Origin of the sequence: Allobaculum fili (assembly GCF_020969955.1) — a bacterium.
GTDB classification, from domain to species: Bacteria; Bacillota_I; Bacilli_A; order Erysipelotrichales; family Erysipelotrichaceae; genus Allobaculum; species Allobaculum fili.
Genome location: NZ_JAHDSX010000045.1, coordinates 1 through 18,130 on the forward strand (window position 1 = coordinate 1; position 18,130 = coordinate 18,130).

At 51.3% G+C, this 18,130-nt stretch carries 13 protein-coding genes and 2 rRNA genes; 7 read left to right on the top strand and 8 right to left on the bottom strand.

Annotated elements, in window-relative coordinates:
- Together Afil_RS08920 and rrf are read left to right on the top strand one after the other, a co-directional pair.
- Positions 1-94: ribosomal RNA gene (locus tag Afil_RS08920) — 23S ribosomal RNA — on the top strand; the annotation flags it as partial.
- A gap of 115 nt (positions 95-209) precedes the next feature.
- Positions 210-316: ribosomal RNA gene (gene rrf, locus Afil_RS08925) — 5S ribosomal RNA — on the top strand.
- A gap of 127 nt (positions 317-443) precedes the next feature.
- On the opposite strand, the gene Afil_RS08930 is transcribed toward rrf, so the two are convergent.
- From Afil_RS08930 to Afil_RS08955, 6 genes are all read right to left on the bottom strand, one after another.
- On the bottom strand, positions 444-1,199 hold the full coding sequence (locus tag Afil_RS08930; protein WP_230268212.1) for a MurR/RpiR family transcriptional regulator: 756 nt from the start codon (positions 1,197-1,199) through the stop codon (positions 444-446).
- 256 nt (positions 1,200-1,455) lie between these two features.
- Positions 1,456-3,177, bottom strand: coding sequence for an alpha-glucosidase (locus Afil_RS08935; protein ID WP_230268213.1), 1,722 nt, complete (start codon positions 3,175-3,177; stop codon positions 1,456-1,458).
- On the bottom strand, positions 3,177-3,599 hold the full coding sequence (locus tag Afil_RS08940) for a PTS sugar transporter subunit IIA (RefSeq protein WP_230268214.1): 423 nt from the start codon (positions 3,597-3,599) through the stop codon (positions 3,177-3,179). The genes Afil_RS08935 and Afil_RS08940 overlap by 1 nt, the downstream gene beginning before the upstream one ends.
- Positions 3,600-3,751: 152 nt before the next feature.
- Positions 3,752-4,615 (bottom strand): PTS system mannose/fructose/sorbose family transporter subunit IID, encoded by an 864-nt coding sequence (locus Afil_RS08945; protein ID WP_230268215.1) that lies wholly within the window; start codon positions 4,613-4,615, stop codon positions 3,752-3,754.
- Positions 4,608-5,420, bottom strand: coding sequence for a PTS mannose/fructose/sorbose/N-acetylgalactosamine transporter subunit IIC (locus Afil_RS08950; protein ID WP_230268216.1), 813 nt, complete (start codon positions 5,418-5,420; stop codon positions 4,608-4,610). Before Afil_RS08950 ends, Afil_RS08945 begins: the two co-directional genes overlap by 8 nt.
- Positions 5,421-5,457: 37 nt before the next feature.
- The gene (locus Afil_RS08955) at positions 5,458-6,027 is read right to left on the bottom strand and encodes a PTS sugar transporter subunit IIB (RefSeq protein WP_230268217.1); all 570 of its coding nucleotides are present in this window, start codon (positions 6,025-6,027) and stop codon (positions 5,458-5,460) included.
- A gap of 68 nt (positions 6,028-6,095) precedes the next feature.
- Between Afil_RS08955 and Afil_RS08960 the strand changes: the two genes are divergently transcribed.
- Positions 6,096-6,524: a hypothetical protein gene (locus Afil_RS08960; RefSeq protein WP_230268218.1), complete on the top strand. Its 429-nt coding sequence runs from the start codon at positions 6,096-6,098 to the stop codon at positions 6,522-6,524.
- Positions 6,525-6,540: 16 nt separating this feature from the next.
- Here the strand turns inward: Afil_RS08960 and Afil_RS08965 are convergent, their stop codons facing one another.
- Complete coding sequence (locus Afil_RS08965; protein ID WP_230268219.1) at positions 6,541-7,608, bottom strand: aromatic acid exporter family protein; 1,068 nt, start codon at positions 7,606-7,608, stop codon at positions 6,541-6,543.
- Between the two features lie 100 nt (positions 7,609-7,708).
- Positions 7,709-8,665, bottom strand: coding sequence for a hypothetical protein (locus Afil_RS08970; RefSeq protein WP_230268220.1), 957 nt, complete (start codon positions 8,663-8,665; stop codon positions 7,709-7,711).
- 253 nt (positions 8,666-8,918) lie between these two features.
- Here Afil_RS08970 and Afil_RS08975 point away from each other — a divergent pair, with 253 nt between their 5' ends.
- The 4 genes from Afil_RS08975 to Afil_RS08990 all read left to right on the top strand — a co-directional run bounded on the left by Afil_RS08975 (position 8,919) and on the right by Afil_RS08990 (position 17,841).
- Positions 8,919-9,677, top strand: a complete 759-nt coding sequence (locus tag Afil_RS08975) for a hypothetical protein (RefSeq protein ID WP_230268221.1) — start codon at positions 8,919-8,921, stop codon at positions 9,675-9,677.
- Positions 9,678-10,132: 455 nt separating this feature from the next.
- Positions 10,133-12,166, top strand: coding sequence for a hypothetical protein (locus Afil_RS08980; protein ID WP_230268222.1), 2,034 nt, complete (start codon positions 10,133-10,135; stop codon positions 12,164-12,166).
- A gap of 218 nt (positions 12,167-12,384) precedes the next feature.
- Positions 12,385-13,374 carry a protein phosphatase 2C domain-containing protein gene (locus tag Afil_RS08985; protein WP_230268223.1) on the top strand — a complete coding sequence of 330 codons (990 nt, stop codon included), beginning with the start codon at positions 12,385-12,387 and terminating at the stop codon, positions 13,372-13,374.
- A 141-nt stretch (positions 13,375-13,515) separates the two neighbouring features.
- Positions 13,516-17,841, top strand: a complete 4,326-nt coding sequence (locus tag Afil_RS08990; protein WP_230268224.1) for a protein kinase domain-containing protein — start codon at positions 13,516-13,518, stop codon at positions 17,839-17,841.
- Positions 17,842-18,130 lie beyond the last annotated feature (289 nt).

The window sequence follows — 18,130 nt, forward strand, 5'->3', positions numbered from 1 at the left end:
AAGACCCCTTGAAGACGACAAGGCGATAGGCTGGAGATGGAAGCGAAGCGATTCGCGGAGTTGGCCAGTACTAATCGGTCGAAAGCTTAATCTAAGATTCGAGAAAGCTATACGCAAGAAGCCACTATGGAAACCAACGATCGCGTTAGATCGTTATGCTGGAAGACTGATGTTTGTTTTTGGAAGATCCATTTGATAAACTTTAAAAGTACGGTGACGATAGCGGATGGGATACGCCCATTTACATCCCGAACATGGAAGCTAAGCCATCTTGCGCTGACAATAGCCACAAGGCAAAGATAAGTAGTTGCCGAACAAAATGAAATCCCCGAAAGATAAAGGAGAAATCCGATATTCTTCGGGGATTTTTCTTTGTCTGCGTTTTATGAACAGAGAATTCTTCGCTTTCAGCGGCTCGCGGATCGGACGCCTGGATTTGCAGTTTACATTTCATCGAAGTGCGCGTATTCCAGATACTTTCTTGCCAGAACTGTTAATGCGATGGAAAGGGCGTTCATGGATTTGGAGTCTTCGGCCTGCAGTGGAAGCGGGGAGATTTCATAGTGCAGCGAGAACTGGCTGTGATCGCTGAGAGAGTTTTTGGAAAGCATCGTCACCGAACAGATCGGGACTTTTCGAATGTTGAGCAGATTGACGATGTTTTTGAGATGCGGGGTTTCTCCGCTGAGACTGGTGATAATGACCAGATCGTCCGGCGTCAGTGTACGGGCGATAATTTCAAAGTTCGTTTCTCCAGAAATCAGATGATTCGGCTTGCCGTAGAGAAAAAGCTCCGAAGAAAACTGCTGGGAATAGTTGTTCTGTACAAATCCGGTCGCGTAAATGATCAGGCGATTTGCCGAATCGATGGCTTTCAGCAGCGGCGTGTAATTGAACTGCGCGCACATATCGAACGTTCGCATCACATCGTGACGGTACTGATCGACCAGATCCTGCGGAATGACTTCCCGCGCATTCAACGCTTCCTGCATTTCAAATTTCATCTGGGAATAGCCGCGATAGCCGAGTTTCTGCGCCAGGCGCAGTACGGATGACCGGCTCGACTGCAGCATTTTCGCCATATCGTTAATGGACAGGCCGCAAAGATCTTCTGTATGGGAAACGAGAAAACTGGCCATTTCCTTTTCTGTATCGTTTAAGCCGTCATAGCTCACTTTTACCTGCTGGAAAAAATTCATGATCCTTCTCCTTTCTCCTTAGTGCGGGGGATAGTCCATCCAGAATGGATGGAAAAGAAAAACAGGTTTTGTACAGCCATACTCTTTCGGTCCGTTTTTAAGGTACAGGAATTTTCAGAAATCGATAAGACCGTTTTTACATCCATCCCTTTTTCGTGCACATTCCGTGATCAGGCGAAGTGTGAGGGGCACTCCGCTTACTGAAAAGATCAAAGCGCAGAAACAGAAAAGACTCCAGATTCTGGAGTCTTCAAAATCAGTCGATCGTCTTGTCAAAAAGAATCATGAGCGCTTCATAAGGACGAAGCGTCTGGATCTTCGAGAGCGTTTCTGGGGTGTCGCAGTAATTGGAAAGGAGAAGCTTTGCGCATGAAAGACATTTTTCTTCTTCTTTGGAAAGGCCAAGATCGGATAGGGAGAACGGAATATCCTGATCGGCGAAGCTGCAGATGATATACAGGCTGCTGTTTTCGTTGGCTCGTTTATAAGCGAAGATCTCTGGATGATCTTTCATTTTGAGCGAGTACGTTCCGTTGCGCAAAACCGGGAGTTCTTTTCGCAGAGCGATGAGCTTCTGGTAATGGTAGAAGACGGAATTGGGATCGTTCAGCGCGTCTTCGACGGTAAAAACGTCTCTGGCTTTGGTAAAGGGCAGCCAGGGCTCGCTTTTTGAGAAGCCGTAATTGGACTTGTTTGAATCCCATTGCATCGGCGTACGGGCATTGTCCCGGCTGCCGTTATGGCAGACGGTACGAATGAACTCTTCGGATTCTCCGTTTTCGCGAAGCAGATCGATAAAGGCGCGGGTCTCGATATCCTGATAGTCTTCCAGACGTTCAAATTCCGGGTTTACCTGACCAATTTCTTCACCCATGTAAACGAAGGGCGTTCCCTTCATGCCATGAAGCAGGGTGCCAAGCATTTTTGCGGATTCGATGCGGAAGCGCTGATCGTCGCCATAGCGGGATACGGCACGCGGCTGATCGTGGTTGTTCCAGTACAGGGAATTCCATCCCTGTTCCAGATCGTTCTGCCATTTGGACAGGTTTTCCTTCAGATCGGCAAGCGGAGCGCGTTCGACGGAAAACTTGCCGTATTTTCCATAATCGAGATGCATGTGTTCAAACTGGAAAACCATGTTGAGTTCTTTTCGCGCCGGATCGGTAAAAAGCAGAGCCTGCTTTGTTGTGGTGTTTGGCGTTTCGCCGACGGTCATCACATCGTAGCGGCTGAGCACCTGCTCATTCATTTCCTGCAGGAATTCATGAACGCGCGGTCCGTTGGAACTGCCCATGTAATAGGACTTTGTATAGGGGAAGCGGCCGTCATTGTCCGGGAAGGCGGGATCTTTGGAGATGACCGAAATGACATCCATGCGAAATCCGTCGACACCTTTATCCAGCCAGAAGCGCATGTCTTCATAAACCGCTTCGCGAACCGCCGGATTTTCCCAGTTCAGATCGGGCTGCTCTTTGGCAAAGCAGTGCAAATAGTACTGATCGCGTTCGGGAACGTACGTCCAGGCCGGTCCGCCAAACGTCGAGCCCCAGTTGTTGGGAAGCGAGCCGTCTTCTTTCGCGTCTTTCCAGATGTAGAAATCGGAATAAGGATTGTTTCGGGAAGAGCGGGACTGCTTAAACCATTCGTGCTGATCGGATGTGTGATTAACGACTAGATCCATAATGATGCGAATCCCTTTTTCATGGGCTTCTCTGAGCAGCTGCTCAAAGTCTTCCATCGTTCCGTACTGCGGATGAATGGCCCGGTAGTCGGCAATATCGTATCCGTTATCGATAAGCGGAGATACATAGATTGGGTTCAGCCAGATCGTGTCTGCGCCAAGCTTCTGAATGTAGTCCAGACGGGAGCGGATCCCGTTGAGATCGCCGATGCCGTCGTTGTTGCTGTCCTGAAAAGACTGGGGGTAAATCTGATAAATGACGCTGCTTTTCCACCAGTCGGTCGACTTGCCGCGCATTATTCATCCTCCTCGTCATCGTCGGATGCGCCAAAGGACGCGTTGACGTAAACAATTTGCGAGCGGGCTTCCGCAATGGCGGTTTCAATGGCTGCTTCATCCAGAGCACCGCTCTGCGCCTGCAGCGCCAGAGTAAGCACCAGCGGCAAATTCATTCCCGCAAACAGATGCGTATTGGGCCGTTTGAGAATGTAGGGCGCGCATGCCTGGCAGACCGAACCGCCAGGCATGTCGGTAAAGATCAGAATTTCATCGGCCGGATCGACAGGATCGATGACAGCGGCGAGTTCTTCTTCGATGGGGGTGTTGTTCAGGTAGGCGGAAATGTCCGCAATTTCAAGATCGGAAGGGAAGATGTAGTTGAGAGTATCTTTTAAGCCGGAAGCCATAGTGTGATGGCTGGCGAGAATGATTTTGGTCATGATCAGCAGGTATCCTTTCGTAAATGGGGTAAAGAAATGAGAATGCAGAACGATCAGAACGAGAGCAGCTGCCGGAAATTTTATTGAAAGAAAAGCCGGCAGCTGTTTTATTCCGGTGCGCCTTTCCAGAAGGGAAAGACAAAGTAAGGAAATTAAACGGTCAGAATACCGAAGAAGGAGCAGACCAGCGCCAGCGCAATGATGGCGAAGATGATTTGAATGACGCTCATTTTTCGCGAAGAGAGCAGCTTGTACACCGTAAAGGTAAGCAGTGCGGGGAGCAGAGCTGGCATGATCGAATCGAGTACGCCCGTCTGAATGTTCAGAGCCACTTCGCCAAACGCAAATTCCAGACCGACCGTCATATGGATTACGGAAGGAATGAGGGCGCCTACGACGGTCAGCCCCATGATGGAAGCGGCCTGGGTAAACGTCTGCAGTTTGTCGCCTAAAGCAGTAATCAGCTTCAGACCGGATTCATAGCCGAGGTCGAACAGCTTGAAGCGAAGGAACAGGAAGCAGACATTCAGGACCATCCAGATGACGGCGCCGATCGGATTGCCTTCCAGACCCATGTAGGCTGCGATGGATCCCATGATGGTCGGATACAGAACCCAGATCAGGGTGTCGCCGATTCCGGCTAAAGGCCCCATCATGCCGGTCTTGAAGTTCTGTACGGTGTCGAGCGCCTCCAGACCGTCTTTTTCCTCCATGGCCAGCGAGGCGCCAAGAAGAATGTTGGCCATCCAGGTTGTAGTGTTGAAGTACTTGAACTGGTTGTCGAGCGAAGCCCGGTAATCTTCATCGTTCGGATAGAGCTTGCGCAGTGCTTTCTTCAGACCGAAAACGACGCCAGGTCCCTGCTGGCTTTCGTAGTTGAAAACGTTGCAGGCCATGAACATGTAGCGAAATGCAGCAGTACGAATATCTTTTTTGGTCAGCACCCGATGGCTTTCGGCTGCGGGTGCCGGGCTGTTTTCCTGAATAACGGATGGAGTTTCCATGTTTTTACTCATCCCAGTCATCTCCTTCCTCTTCGATGATTGCAGTATCGCCGGCACTCTTTGCGACGGCAGCGGCCGGCTTAGACGATGCGGTGGTGAAGTAATAGTAGGCAAGAGCCAGACCGATGATCGAAACGCCGAGCATCGGCACGTTCAGATAGGCCGATAGTACGAATCCGGCCAGAAGCATGGACAGGTATTTCTTAGCCGGCATAACCTGAAGCAGAAGCGCGATACCGACAACCGGAAGCATGTTGCCCGCGATGGACAGTCCATTGGTAAACCATTCGGGAACAACGGAAAGAATGAAGCTGACGATCTGTTCGCCGAAGATGACGCAAAGTGCAGTTGGCAGAGCGGTGGAAAGCATGAAGATGACGGGTCCAAGCCAGAGAATGCGTTCCATTTTTTTGAAGTTCAGCGCATCGCAGGCTTTTTTGGCTGCGTTGGCTACGTAGGTGTTGAGCAGTTTGGCAAGAACGTCGAGCTGAATGCCGAGCATGCCGACAGGAACGCCGACCGCCAGCGCAACGGCTTTGGCGGAATCGAGATCGCCCGTGGTACGGCAGGCAACGAAGATGCCGACCAGTGCGGCTAGTCCCCAGTTGGGGACGGAACTGCCTCCAATGTTGGCGACGCCAAGGTTCATCAGCTGAAATGTTCCGCCGATCATAAGTGCGGTAGTGAGATCGCCCATGATGATGCCGGCAGGAACCGAGATCATGATGGGAAACCAGGTCATGAGGACGAGCCCCTGCTGGTCAATGACCATCCAGCAAGCGAGCAGGATGATCAGGATAGCCTGTAAAATTTCCATATTCAGTTTCCTTTCTCAGAATGATTGATCTGCGTGTTCAGATTTCCTGGTTTGAATCGACTGCGAGCGCCTCTTTGGCAAAAGGGTGAAGTTGCTTAGAGAGATCCGTCTGGATCGGGACGGTTTTTTCGTCCTTGATGTACGTTTCAAAGGCTTCTTCGCTCTCGCCCGGTACATAGTGGAACGTTACCGGTACGCCGAGCTGCTGCAGACGGCGGAAGTCCTGGACTTCCTTTTCACTGACGGAAACCATCTTTTTCACCGTCTTTTTGCCTTCGCCGTCGAAGAGAATGCCGATGTTGACTTTCGGAATCTCAATACCGTTTTCCTTGAGGGTGACGAGCGTTTCCGGCTCGCGCACAATGACGAAGACGTTGTGGTTGTTGTACTTGCCCGCTTTGAAGTTACGGATGGCGGTTTCGGTGTCGATGATGGACATGCCTGTTCCGGCCGGCTTGCTCATGCGCATCGCCTGTTTCTGGATTTCATCGCCGGATACGATGTCGTCGATGACCATCAGGCGTTTGGCTTTCGTCACTCCTGCCCACTGGGTCACGACGATTCCGTGGATGAGCCGCTGGTCGACTCTGGCTAATACAATGCTCATAATTTTTTCCTCCCTGGCTGTTCGCCCTGTTGACGAGGACAGAATAGAAAACTTCCAGAAACAGGTAAATGGTTTGCAAGGACGTTGGGAAAGCGCTTCAAACTCTGGGTATTTCCCAGGACGGCGGGAAATTTCCCGTTGAAAAAACAGCTTTATATAAAGTGAATAATACGATAAAACGCAAAAACGAAAACGGGGAAAGCCTTTTCTTCCCATGGGCCGAAAACACTGAATCGTCCCGATTCAGGCATAAAACGCCTGCCGCCAATCGTGCAGGCAAAAGCGGGAAAAGAAAAAGAGATGCCAGTCTCGGCATCTCTCAAAGGAACAGATTCTGTTTTATTTTATGGGGGCGGCTTTTCAGGTTTTTCCAGCGGACCAAGGGGTCCGTCTTGATTTTCAAGACGGATGTGCCTCCTTTTTTGACGAATATATGCATGCGGGAAGGGGCGCAAGCAGATCAGCGCGAAAGAGAGCAGGCTCGAAACTGTCGATAACCCGGACTTGGATGGATTACGAAACAGCTTCTTTTGGGAGGTAATTTACCTTTTCTTCGTACTGGCGAAGCTGTCTTGGACTTAAGGAAGAAAGAAATTCGCTCTCGAGCTGCAGGTATTCCTTCAAGTCGAGCAGCACGTGATAAAACATCGCCTGACTTTCAAAATCGCTCTGCTCATCCGGACACAAGGCGCCCTGCCGAATGAGGCGGTCGACGTCTTCAAGCTGCGTTTTTGGCCGGGAAGATTCCGTTACGTGAAAGGAGAGCGTGTCGATAAAATTTGCGGCCAGTTTGCCATGTCCGGGTATGGACTGAATGGCTTTGACATGAGCATGCAGCTGCTTGAGAATCATGCACTGCAAAAGCCGCACTTCAAAATACTGCAGAAACCATTTGTCCCGTTCGTGAAAGGAGTTTTGCGTAAACTGGGTGGCCTGGGCGATGCATTCGTTCAGTTCCTCCTGCAGGAGATTGAGATCGCTGCGCGAAACGTCGGCTTTCTGTTCCTTGCGCAAATACGCCGACACGTCGCACAGGCACGTTTTCAGTTCGGCTTCGACGGCGCCGATTTTTCGATACAGGCGTTCGCGTTCACTCAGCGTCGGCTGCAGAAGATTCAGTCCGAAGGCGATGAGCGTACCGATCATGAGCAGAATCAGCTCATCGATCACAAATTCCGCAGAAAAGTCCCGGTTGATCAGGAAGTGCGCGCCGATGACCGCGTTGACGGAAAGCGTACTTTGCCAGTTGAGCAGATCAAGAATCAGCACGTCGGCGAAAAGAAACAGAGCGTAAGCCAGATACGACTTTTCCACCAGAGGGAAAATGACGGCACAGATCACGACGGTAATCACAAAGGAAACCAGACGCCAGCCGATCAGCTGAATCGTATCCTTACGGGTACGGGCAATCAGAGTCAGCAGGGTAATGGTTCCCGCGGATGCCGCATTGGGAAGCTTCAGAAGCTGACAGACCAGAATGGCGGCGGCAGAACCGATCCCGATTTTGACGGCGGCCGAAAGCGCCTGGCGCCCACGGCGGCCATACTTCCAGAGCTGCGGGCGAATTTTTTCAAAGTTCATAAAAAAAATCTAGCATTCCGTCCCTCTTTTCATAGCGAAAAAATAAGAAAAGCTCCGAAAGCCCATGCAGAACAACGGGTTTCGAAGCTTTGATGTTTTCTCAGTCGATTTTCAGGACTTCGACTTCATCGTAGTCAGGAATCGGAAGGGAAGGGGTGTAGACGTACTGAAAGCTGGACGATCCGGCGGAAGGTTTCATTTCGTAGACATCCGCAAATACGGTCTGCCCTTCTTTTTTGTAAAGAATGTTGACGTGTCCAAAATACGAATTCGGTCTATCGTCGGGCCAGCTTAACGAAAAGGCGATCGTCGAATAGCTGGAATCCCTGCCGTCATCTGTCAGCTGAACGGTGTAGTTCTGATCTCCAAGCTCGCGATATGCTTTCAGCAGGTCTTCGTCGCTCATCGTTCCTTTCTCATCGAGAAAGTCGTAATCGGAGCGCAGGTCGCTTTCCCAAAATCCGTCAACGGAAAAGGACAGATCGTTCGCGTCCAGATCCGTTTTTTCGCTTCCGGACAGGGCCAGCGTCTGATACATCGTATCGACGCCAAAGGGCATATCGATCCAGGTGCAGGCGTCTGCGGAATACGAATTCGGGTCATCTTCTTCTGTTCGGGTGTCGTAGACGTTGATACTCATGCTCTTCGATTTCAGCGTATCCTGTCTGGAAATCTGCAGGGTGGCGAAGCTGACGCCATTGATCTTCTCAAGGTGAGCGACCTGAACGCTTACGCCGGCTTTTTCCAGTGTAAGCACGCCGTCTGCATCGTCCGTATAGGGAAAATCGGAGATGGAAGAGGAACGCATCACATAAACCGGAAGCAGGACAAAGCACAGACCGGCGATAAGAAGCGCAACGGGTGCTGGCTTCAGCGCATGAAGCAGTCTGGAGATCTGATGAAAAGCCGGTCGATTGTGAGCGTTCTGGGAAGCCGTATTTTTTGAGGCGCGATTTGAGGCATGAAAAGAACGGGAGTCCTTTTGCGGCGGCAAAGGCGGCTTCTTTTTTCGTTTGCCAAAATCGTCTGGCGGCATGGCGGCCTGCTGCATAGGCATTCTCCTCTCTCTCCATCCCTTTAAGCACAGGATTCTTCCTTTTCAAACCTGCAGGCAATAAAGACAGGCCGTCTGGACGATTTGGCGTCCGGCGCAGTTCTTTTCGTCTAAGGGACTGCTAAAATGATAGCAGTCCGATCTTTTGAATCGAACGCTTCATCCGAAAGGGGAAGAAAAAAGACCAAAGCTCTGGAAAAAAGGACAAAGGGCTGGTGAAAAGGACAAGGATCTGGAAAGAAAAAGAGGAATTGTCATGGCACAAAGAAAAAACAGTCTGAACAGGAAAAAGGCATTTCACACGTTTGATGAACTTTCTGCGTATGCTGCAGCCGGATATGCGATTGTATTTGGCATCTGCTTTACGTTTTTACTCGGTGTTTTTGACCGGTCGAAAAATTTCTTTGCTTTTCTGTTCTGCATGCTTTCGCTTTTTTACGGCCTGCTTGCCGTAACGCGCTTTTTCAAAGCCATCCAGTCCCATTCGGCCCGCCCTTCGACAAAGCGGTCCGCGCCAGATGCGGAACAAAAGCCTCCGCTTCCTGTCCAGGCGAAAGCGCCGGAATATGAGCGAGAGGTTCCCGAACCGTATCGAAAGCGTCTGGCCATTTTGAAAAAGCAGATTGAACAGGCGGAGGAGAGCGAAAATGCGATCGACCGTCTGATTCAGGATTCCTTTGGCAGCTCCTGGATGTCTGCTTCCCGCTACAAGAGCGTACTGGACGGAGCCAGAGACGTTCTCGAAAAAAACTATGAAAACGCCAGTCAGGCTGTTGAAGTATTCGGCAGTGCCGACGTAACGGAAAAGCGGATCCGCTTTCTGGACAATTACGTGGCGGATTCGACGGATCTTCTCAACCGTATCAACGGCGTGATCGACAAGCTGCTCGAACTGCGCCAGAGCCAGACTTTAAAGGACGGCGACGATCTGGATGAACGGCTCGATGAGCTGTCCAGAACGACGATGCTGTATTCAAATCAGCCAGCGCGCATGCCCTCTGGCCAGAACAAGTAAAACTTACAGGAACAAGAAAATAACAGACACGACCCAGACAGTTTCATTCCGTCCTTCTCGCAGGCAGAGAAGGGACTGGATGGAGCTGTTTGTTTCTGCCTTTCTCTGTGTTTGTCTGCTTATCTGCAATTTTTTCATCGCTCAGTGCGCATTTTTCACCGCTTTTGCTCGTTCTGGACCATCCAGAACCTGCAGGAAATCTCAGAGATCGTACACAATTCCTGCCCCGTTCCAAAAAGAATGACCATTTAAATCCCGATTGGATATCCTAGAAACAGAACGATCATCCAAAATGATCACGAATATGTTTATGAAAACCGATGATCGATTCCCGCTATGCCCGCTATGCTGAGGCTGTTTTTGGAAAGGCAGTAAAAAATTACCCCCTTCGCGAGGGCAGTTTGGCGAGGATCTTATCATTTTTGTGAAATCAGGAAACAGGAGGAGTTTCTACGATGGAAAGCCAGAGAACGATTACCCGACGCTTGGCTTCGGCGCTGGATTCGCTCGAAGACGAATTCAGCGGCCTGTATACAAAACGGGCTGTCACGCTGCGGCAGAAAGCTTTGGAAAAAGCCACCGAATCCATGCGGCCGTCCGCTTTAAAAAAGCTGCTGGATCTTTACGATCGCCTGGGCATTTCGTATTTGCCCGATCAGTCCAATGACTACTATCTTCACCTTACCGACACGTATGCATTCGAGCTGGAAACGTTTGAAGATGTCGAAGCCAGCATGCTGAACAGTCTCTATCGTCGCTTTCAGACGTATGCCACACCCAGTGAATATCTCAAACGCGATGTGGACCGTCTGAGTTTTCCCGAAGATGCAGCCTGGAAGGACGATTCGCTTCGGGTACGCATTCTCCGGCAGTTTGTGAAATACGGCGGATTTCCAAAATCCGCAGGGTTTGGAGGCAAAAACTACCTGCAGAGCTGCGTCCGCGAAAAATCCGGCAATCCGAGAATGACGCTCGAAAACGGTGCGGATTTTCTCGATGACGATGTCTTTGAACCGCTGGCCACTGCAGACAGGCCGGATCTGAAGCCGAAAGGCAAATACGGACTGCTTCGAAAAATCGATGATCTGGCCCGAGGCCGTTTTCGCGTACAGGGCGTTACAGTGCAGATGCTGTACTATTTCGCCATTGTCTATAACATGAGCTACTTTACGAACAATCAGGCGGACTTTGAAATTCTGGATCACGATTCCGATATCGAAATCAATCTGTTCCGGGACTACTACGACAATAACCTCACCCGCTTTTTATCGGAATCCATGACAAACCGGGCAGGCGGACTGGAGTATGTGCCGACCGGCCGCGGCATCAATTACAAGAACTTCGCGGAAATGGTCTATCTCTACTACCTTCGCCAGAACGATCTGAGTCCGGCGCAGAAAATTGAGCGCGCGGAACAGATGATTGACTCGATCCGCAGTGAAAAAAGTAAGAGCGGAAAGTCCGTAAAAGCTATGGAGACGCCGACACAGCAGTATCGAAATTACGTCCGGCAGAGCCCTCTCGCCTCGAATCTGGAAGGACAGGACGCGCTTTCGTGGTCGGAGGAGGATTTTAAAGCGTTTCTTCTCGAAAACTACGACTGCGATATCTACGCGCTGACGGATACTAGGAGAACGCCGACCGTCATGGAACTGGCACAGGAACAGCGCAGTGCCAGAGCGCAGTATCAGGCGATTCTCGATCAGCTCAATGCGCGCGGCGTGGATGCCCAGACGTGCAAAGGCGGTCTGTGGTTTACCGACGTACGCTCCATGCAAAAAGAGGGGATCGGGCTGCTCGAAGAAAAACTGGGCGTTGCGGGCGAAGACGTCAAACAGTTTGCGCGTCTTCTGATCAATGCCAACAATCTGGTCTCTTCTATAGGAAAAGACGGAAAACAGTTCAGAAAGCAGGAAGAAAACCTTTTGCCGGAAGTGCTTCTGGAAGCGCTGAATCCGTCCGATACCGAAGAAGAACCGGATGCGGAAGATCCCATGCAAATCTGGACGGATTTTGTGGCCAGGGTTCGCAATCAGTGTGCAGACCAGAATCTGGATGACAAAGAAATCCTGAACCTGGCCAGAGTTCTGGCCAGGGACAATGGGATAACGGTACCAGAAACTTTGCCGAAGGCAGCCGTACAAAACGGGAAAGCAAACAGACTGGCCAGTTTGAAAAAGCAAGCCGATTCCCAGAAACAGGCCGAAGCTTCAAACACGCAAGAAGCTGAGCCGAAACCAGAGCCCAGAAGCGTGCCGCAGCTTATGGCGATGAGCCGGACGGTTTTGCTGAGTGCCTTCTACTATTTGTTCAACGATCTGCACGCCGTCGATTCCCCCGATATGTGGGCGTGCTACGAAGATCTGTTCAAAGCCTTTAAGCAGCAGGCGGATCCGTATCTGATCGCCGCCGGCTACCAGCCCGTCAGCGGCAAAAATCTGTTCGATGTCCTGCTGACCTTCTCCTCCTACGCCTCCCTGATTCTTTAGCGGCTCCTGGCCGCCCGACAGCACCTTCTGCGTGAGGGAATTTTCCGTTATGTATACGAGAGGAAATTCTCTGTTATGTATATCGGTTATTTAGATCGGTTGCTTATATCGGTGGCCTTGCGGACGGTTCTGTCTTTCGCCTTTCTTTTTCGAAACAACCGGCTCTGCCGCCGCGGCAGTTCCTGGCGAAGAAGGGAGATGTCTGTGGAGGAAGAAAAATGCTGTTTTGGATGTCGGATCGCGGTACGCGTCATATCCAGGAAAAGAAAGACTGCGAAGACTGCCTCGGCGCGGCAGTGGAAGAAAATCGTGTCGTTTTGGCACTGGCGGACGGAGTCAGTACGTGTAAAAAAGCGGCGAAAGGCGCAAAAATCGCGGTGCACACGCTGCTCGATCTGCTGATGGATCTGGATCTGACCCGGCCGGCCGGTCTTCAGCGCCAGAAAATCTTTGAGAAAGTGTGGAATGCCCAGCGACTGGAAGCCGAAAAAACCGGATGCAGCGTAGAGGACTATTCGTGTATATACGCCGCGCTTCGATACGACCGGGATACGGATCGTCTGTTTTATCTCTCGCTTGGCGATGCGATGATCCTGGCGATGGGAGAAGAAACCGATCGGGGGCTGCTGGTCATGCCGGCTTCGAAGCAAAACGGAACACCCGCATCGACCACAGTGCATGGCGAGCGTCTCCTTCAGATCGGACACGTCTGCGGCAAGCCGTATACGTCAATTCTGCTTTGTTCGGATGGAGCCTGGTCTTTACTGTACGATCGCAACCGCATGAAAACCGAGGCTCGAAAGCTCATAGAATCCGAAAACTTCGAGGGAATTACGGGCTATCTGAAAAAAGGAAACGGTGTGGACGACTGTTCCTTTTTAGCGCTCCAGCTCGAAAACTGGATAAGGGCATCGAACATACGACCGGCACGACGGCACGCCGGTTTGTGTCGATATAAAAACGCCGGCCCAAATGCGGCTGCCTATCCGGGGCCGGGAAATCGAATAGAACGTATTCTGGTTCGTCGAAGCCCAGAGTCACCGGTTTTTGCTGATTTTTCGGGGGACACGATCGCAAAAGCCGGCACCTGGAGGCTTCAGGCCGACGGCGCGGTTTCTTATTCGCCTTTTGAAAGAAAGCAGAAGCCGGAGAGCCGCCGAATACGCAGAACCATTTTGCTGCAGGGCGAGGGAAGCATGCCCCTGTAGAAGCATGTCGCTGTAAAGGAAAACCGCCAGCAGCTGAAAAAAAACGGTCGTCCGGGGACGGACAAAACGCACCGGTGCGAGAAGACTTGAAAAGAAACTTGAAAAGAAAAGGAAAAAAAGCTGACTGAGAAGAAGGCCGATATGAAGGCCCAAAAGAATACCAAAAAGAATGCGGGAATGGGTATGGAAATTCGAAATCCAAATGAAATCCGGCTGGTGCTGTATTCCAGACAGAGCGAGGAGCGGCTGTGCCGGGTTTTTCATATTTGTTCAAAACTTGGCGAAGGAGCTTTTTCTACGGTGTACGAAGCTTATCACGAGGAAAGTTTTCGCGGGGTACTGAAACAGTACGGACAAAAGGGCGAGAGTGCAGATTTTGTCGATCCGCTGCTTGCCCCGTACTTCCTGCTTCGGGAGACGCTTCAGAAAGGAAAGTCGCAGGATCTGGCGAACTTTCTGCCCTTGTACGAAATTTATGAAGAAGAAGGACAGAAAGGCAGCTTCTGGATCTGGATGCCGGCTGCCCGCGTCGTTTCGTTCGCGGATCTTTGCCGCTCCATTCGTCAGTCGTCGAAAACGGCGAGTGAAGTTCTGGAACTGCTGCTGACCGCGATCGGTTCGCTTTTGCGCGGCGTGCAGTCGCTTCACGAAAGCGGAATGGTTCACCGGGATCTCAAACCGGCCAACTTCGGCATCCGCAAGCACAACGATACGTATCTCTCGCAGGGCGTCTGCCTGTACGATGTGGAATCGATCTGTTCGGTTTACAAACCAGGCCTCATTGTCACGGGAACGCCAGGCTATATGGAACCCGAAGCGCTTTGGGAAGATCCAAGCAATCAGACCGATCTCTATTCGATTGGCGCCATTTTGTATAACGCGCTGATTTTTACCGAAGAAGACAGCGAACACGGAAGAACCCCGGATGGAAATCCGGCAGGCTGTACGTTTGGTGCGGTGTATGCCGAACTGAAAAATTCCCGGCTCTTCGCGGATCCGGCTCTGAAAAATGCATCGCGCCTTTTACGACAGCTTGCGCAGATGATCAGCCGGGCTCTGGCGCCTCGCGCGCGCCGCTATCCTTGCGCGGAACTGATGCTCGAAGATCTGAACGCCATCTTATCCCGCGTGCGGCAGATGACGCGGCGCAAAAAGCAGCAGAGCGCGCTCATTTCGCTCGAACAGTTTTTTCAGGCGTCTTCGAGTTCCCGCTTAAGAGGACTGGAACCGCTGCGCCATCTTCATGCGCATCTGTTTGAGCTGCCCGTCGGCCGGCAAAATCCCCGATTGAACGGGAAAACGCGCCGGGAAAACCGGGTCATGCTGATCGGGTTTGGCATTTTCAGCGAGCTGGTTATCGATCTGCTTTTGCAGATGATTCAGTTTGAGGAAAACCCAGTAGAAATTCTGATTGTCAGCGAAGATCCGGAAGAATTTGAACGGTACGTAAAAGGGCGGCCGGGTCTTCGGGATTTCTTCGGTCTCATTTACGAAACGCCTTTTGGAACCGTGAAAAAATCCGTTCCCGCAAATGCTTCGTATGGAACCATTCGTTTTTATCCTCTGCACCTCGATTTCATCGGGGATACGCTGTTCGATCTGCCGGGAAGACTGCAAAAAGACGTTCTGCATTCGGATTCCGTTTTCATTGCGCTCGCACGGGATACCAGAAACCGCAATCTGGCTGCTTCGCTGAGCGATCTGTGTGCACAAGAGAACGTCCTTTGCGATATTCGCTTTCATCAGCAGTTTCCTGAGGGCCCCTACGAGCTGGCTGTGTGGCAGGAAAACGAAAAAGAACCGGATTTTACATGTTCGAGTATGGAAGCCTTGCCAATCCGAACGGATGCAGAGTTTTCCAAAGACGAAGAAAAACTATGCCGGCTGCTCGATGAGCTGGCGTTTAATGCCCATCTGTTATGGCAGCGCCAGAGCATGCCGGATCTGGAAGCTGCCAGACGCGAATTTGAAGATCCTTACGCGTACTATTCGTCTTTATGTACCGCTATGACTATTCCCGCAAAGCTGGCGGGATTCGATCTGACGCTCGATCTACAAAATCCGAAGGACGTACTTTCCGAATTTCGAAAACGCCTGTCGGATCCGGTGTATGCCCAGGCCAGACAAAATCTGGTGTGCGCGGAACATCGCCGCTGGATTGTCGAAAAGCTCTGCCGCGGCTGGAGCCGGCTGGATGATCTGGACGCCTGCATTCCGGGCAGAACGTACGACCATCACGAGCACCATCTGCTGCTGGTGGATTCCACGCCCAGTCTGACGCTTCAGAACGGAATCTGGAAAGAGCGGTCCATGTGGGATCAGGCCGATGAAGCACATCTGGCTTTACTGGATGATCTGGATCGACGCTCGGTGGAAGTGCACCAGCACCATTTGCGAAAAGCCAGAGACGTGCGCGCCTCGGCTACGCCGTTTTCTCTGGGACTGGAGGAACTGGAATCGATTGCCCGCGCAAACGAAACCGTCTGGTCGGCGTTTTTCGCCTGGAAAAGCTGCGTTCTGGAAATCTGGAATGGGGAGCAGAAAGCCAGCGGGCCGTATAAAAAGCACACGGGCATCCTGAAAAAAGCGCTCGCTAAGCTGGATCCGGCGCAAGCCGTGCGTGCAGCCGATATCCTGAACCGTTTTGAACAAAGCTTCTGGCCGCTTGCCGCCTGTCACGATTACAAGGACTGGAAGATCAACGATTTAGTTCTGATTGATGAAATTCCGTTTCTGCTCGATTTCAGCAGCGAACATCAGATCTGGATGGAACTTCGTTTGGAGTACGTGGAAGATATTCTCCATACGCTTTTTGCGTTTGAACCCCGTCAGCTCCGGATGGTCTGCGCTCCAAAAAATCAGGAAGAGGCGAAACGGGACTATGCGCTGGCTGTGCAGATTGCCCGCCTGATGCGCACCCGTCATCAAAGTCTTCAAATCGATCTTGTACTTCTGAATGAGGGAGATTCAACAGCGTTTTTGCCCATTTCATCTTCGAGGTGCGGTCCGGTATACACCGAAACCGAAATGGATGGAGAAGTTCCCGTCTATATCCTGAATCCAGACTGCTCGGATGAAGCTCTCGATCGGGCATCGGACAGGAACAAAACGGAGGAAAGCGGAAGCATCGAAAACGATGCAGAAGCCTTCGTTTCAAAGCCTTCGGTTTTAGCCCGGATGTTTGTGCAGAGATTTGAGAAAACCGGACCGGCAGGAAGCCTGCTGGAAGGTCTCGTTCAAAGCGGCAAAGCGTATCGTTTAAATACTGTAAAGTCCCTCCAAGAAGACAATCTGGATCCGGATCTTTCAGACTGTCCGGAACGCGATTCTCTCCAGCCGGAATGTCTCAATGAAAGACCCTGCATGCAGGATGAGGAAGTCATGAACTGGCTGGGTCTGAAAACCGGTCAGCCGGCGTTTGCGCACTATGAAGGCGACGAAGAGCTGTGGGCGATTTATTCCGAAAATCCAGCGGCGTGGACATCGCTCTGTGAACTGCTTTCCGCACTTTCCGTACACATTTCGCCAATCGTCTTTGATGATCACGCTCTGGCCCCAGCCCATGAGCGAATGCAGGTTTACGCCCTGCCGGAAGCCTGCCGCCCCGCCCTAAAGCGCATTATGGATGCGCTGAAACAGGCGCATCTCATTGAAGAAGAGAGCGGTCTGTATTCCCGCTACGTAGAATCGCTCGAATTTCGCGCAGTATCGCCTTTTGATCTGAAGGAAAGCTTTGCGCGTCTGTTCTGGAATTTCCGTCTGGTCATGGACGAACATACGGTTCAGATCGAAAAAGCTGCAAATAGGGAAGTGAAGGTTGCGCTGGATCCGCTGGATCTGGAAACCAGCCACCTGGAAGAAGAGCTTTCGCGTCTGGAAAGTCAGTATTCGCCTGAGATTGTTTCGTCCTGCCGGGCGTGTCTGGAACGGCTGATTCAGAAACGGCTTCTGATTTCGAGCGGATGGACAAAACCGCTCGAAGCGGGTGCGCCTTTGCGCTTTGTCTCGCACCGTCTGAAGCAGCTGCTGAGCAATCCGGTTGCGATCCTTCGTGCCCGTCTCGTCTCGCATCTGCACATGACTTCAAAGTACGACGATTTTATGGGCGGCATGTCCTTTGAATCGCGGGAAGGCAACCTTTCTTTGGACAGACCGGCCGAATTTGACTGCCTGCTGATCAAAGGTCTTCGTTCGGTTTTTGTACGCGTGATCGATACGGCAAACCAGCCATCGTCTGCCGATCTGAAAACGATCGATCAGCTGATGGCGCGCGGACATGGCCTTTGCCGGATGGTGTATGTACTTTGCTCGCCATATGCCTGCACCAGAAGGGAAGAACCGGTTCAGAGGGATGCTCTGGAGCGTGCCGGCGATCTCGATTATGTGTATTTTCTTTCGGCCGGCGCGATGGACGAGCCCGATACGCTGGAGAACCTTCCGGAAAAAATTGTCGAAGCGTTCAAGTAAAAAACGGATGTATACCCTTATGATTTATCTGCTTTTCTAACAAACCCCCGAAATCGGTGTGAAACGGATTTCGGGGGTTCCGTTTTCTCTGGCTATGTCTTTTCACTAGGGAGCACTGCATGCTTTTACCCCCGTAAAATGCAAAGGTCCGCCATTTCGTATAGTAAGTGTCAAACAATCGACGGGTATACGCGAGACTGAATATTAGATACGCTAAACGGGATCCCTTTCGAGATCCCGCTTGGCGTATTTTTTATTCTTCATCGTTTTCTTCATACTTCGGATCCGG

Excerpts from the sequence above, each read along its gene's own strand:
- Afil_RS08930 (WP_230268212.1), bottom strand. The coding sequence starts at position 1,199 with ATGAATTTTTTCCAGCAGGTAAAAGTGAGCTATGACGGCTTAAACGAT.
- Afil_RS08935 (WP_230268213.1), bottom strand. The coding sequence starts at position 3,177 with ATGCGCGGCAAGTCGACCGACTGGTGGAAAAGCAGCGTCATTTATCAG.
- Afil_RS08940 (WP_230268214.1), bottom strand. The coding sequence starts at position 3,599 with ATGACCAAAATCATTCTCGCCAGCCATCACACTATGGCTTCCGGCTTA.
- Afil_RS08945 (WP_230268215.1), bottom strand. The coding sequence starts at position 4,615 with ATGAGTAAAAACATGGAAACTCCATCCGTTATTCAGGAAAACAGCCCG.
- Afil_RS08950 (WP_230268216.1), bottom strand. The coding sequence starts at position 5,420 with ATGGAAATTTTACAGGCTATCCTGATCATCCTGCTCGCTTGCTGGATG.
- Afil_RS08955 (WP_230268217.1), bottom strand. The coding sequence starts at position 6,027 with ATGAGCATTGTATTAGCCAGAGTCGACCAGCGGCTCATCCACGGAATC.
- Afil_RS08960 (WP_230268218.1), top strand. The coding sequence starts at position 6,096 with ATGGTTTGCAAGGACGTTGGGAAAGCGCTTCAAACTCTGGGTATTTCC.
- Afil_RS08965 (WP_230268219.1), bottom strand. The coding sequence starts at position 7,608 with ATGAACTTTGAAAAAATTCGCCCGCAGCTCTGGAAGTATGGCCGCCGT.
- Afil_RS08970 (WP_230268220.1), bottom strand. The coding sequence starts at position 8,665 with ATGCCTATGCAGCAGGCCGCCATGCCGCCAGACGATTTTGGCAAACGA.
- Afil_RS08975 (WP_230268221.1), top strand. The coding sequence starts at position 8,919 with ATGGCACAAAGAAAAAACAGTCTGAACAGGAAAAAGGCATTTCACACG.
- Afil_RS08980 (WP_230268222.1), top strand. The coding sequence starts at position 10,133 with ATGGAAAGCCAGAGAACGATTACCCGACGCTTGGCTTCGGCGCTGGAT.
- Afil_RS08985 (WP_230268223.1), top strand. The coding sequence starts at position 12,385 with ATGCTGTTTTGGATGTCGGATCGCGGTACGCGTCATATCCAGGAAAAG.
- Afil_RS08990 (WP_230268224.1), top strand. The coding sequence starts at position 13,516 with ATGAAGGCCCAAAAGAATACCAAAAAGAATGCGGGAATGGGTATGGAA.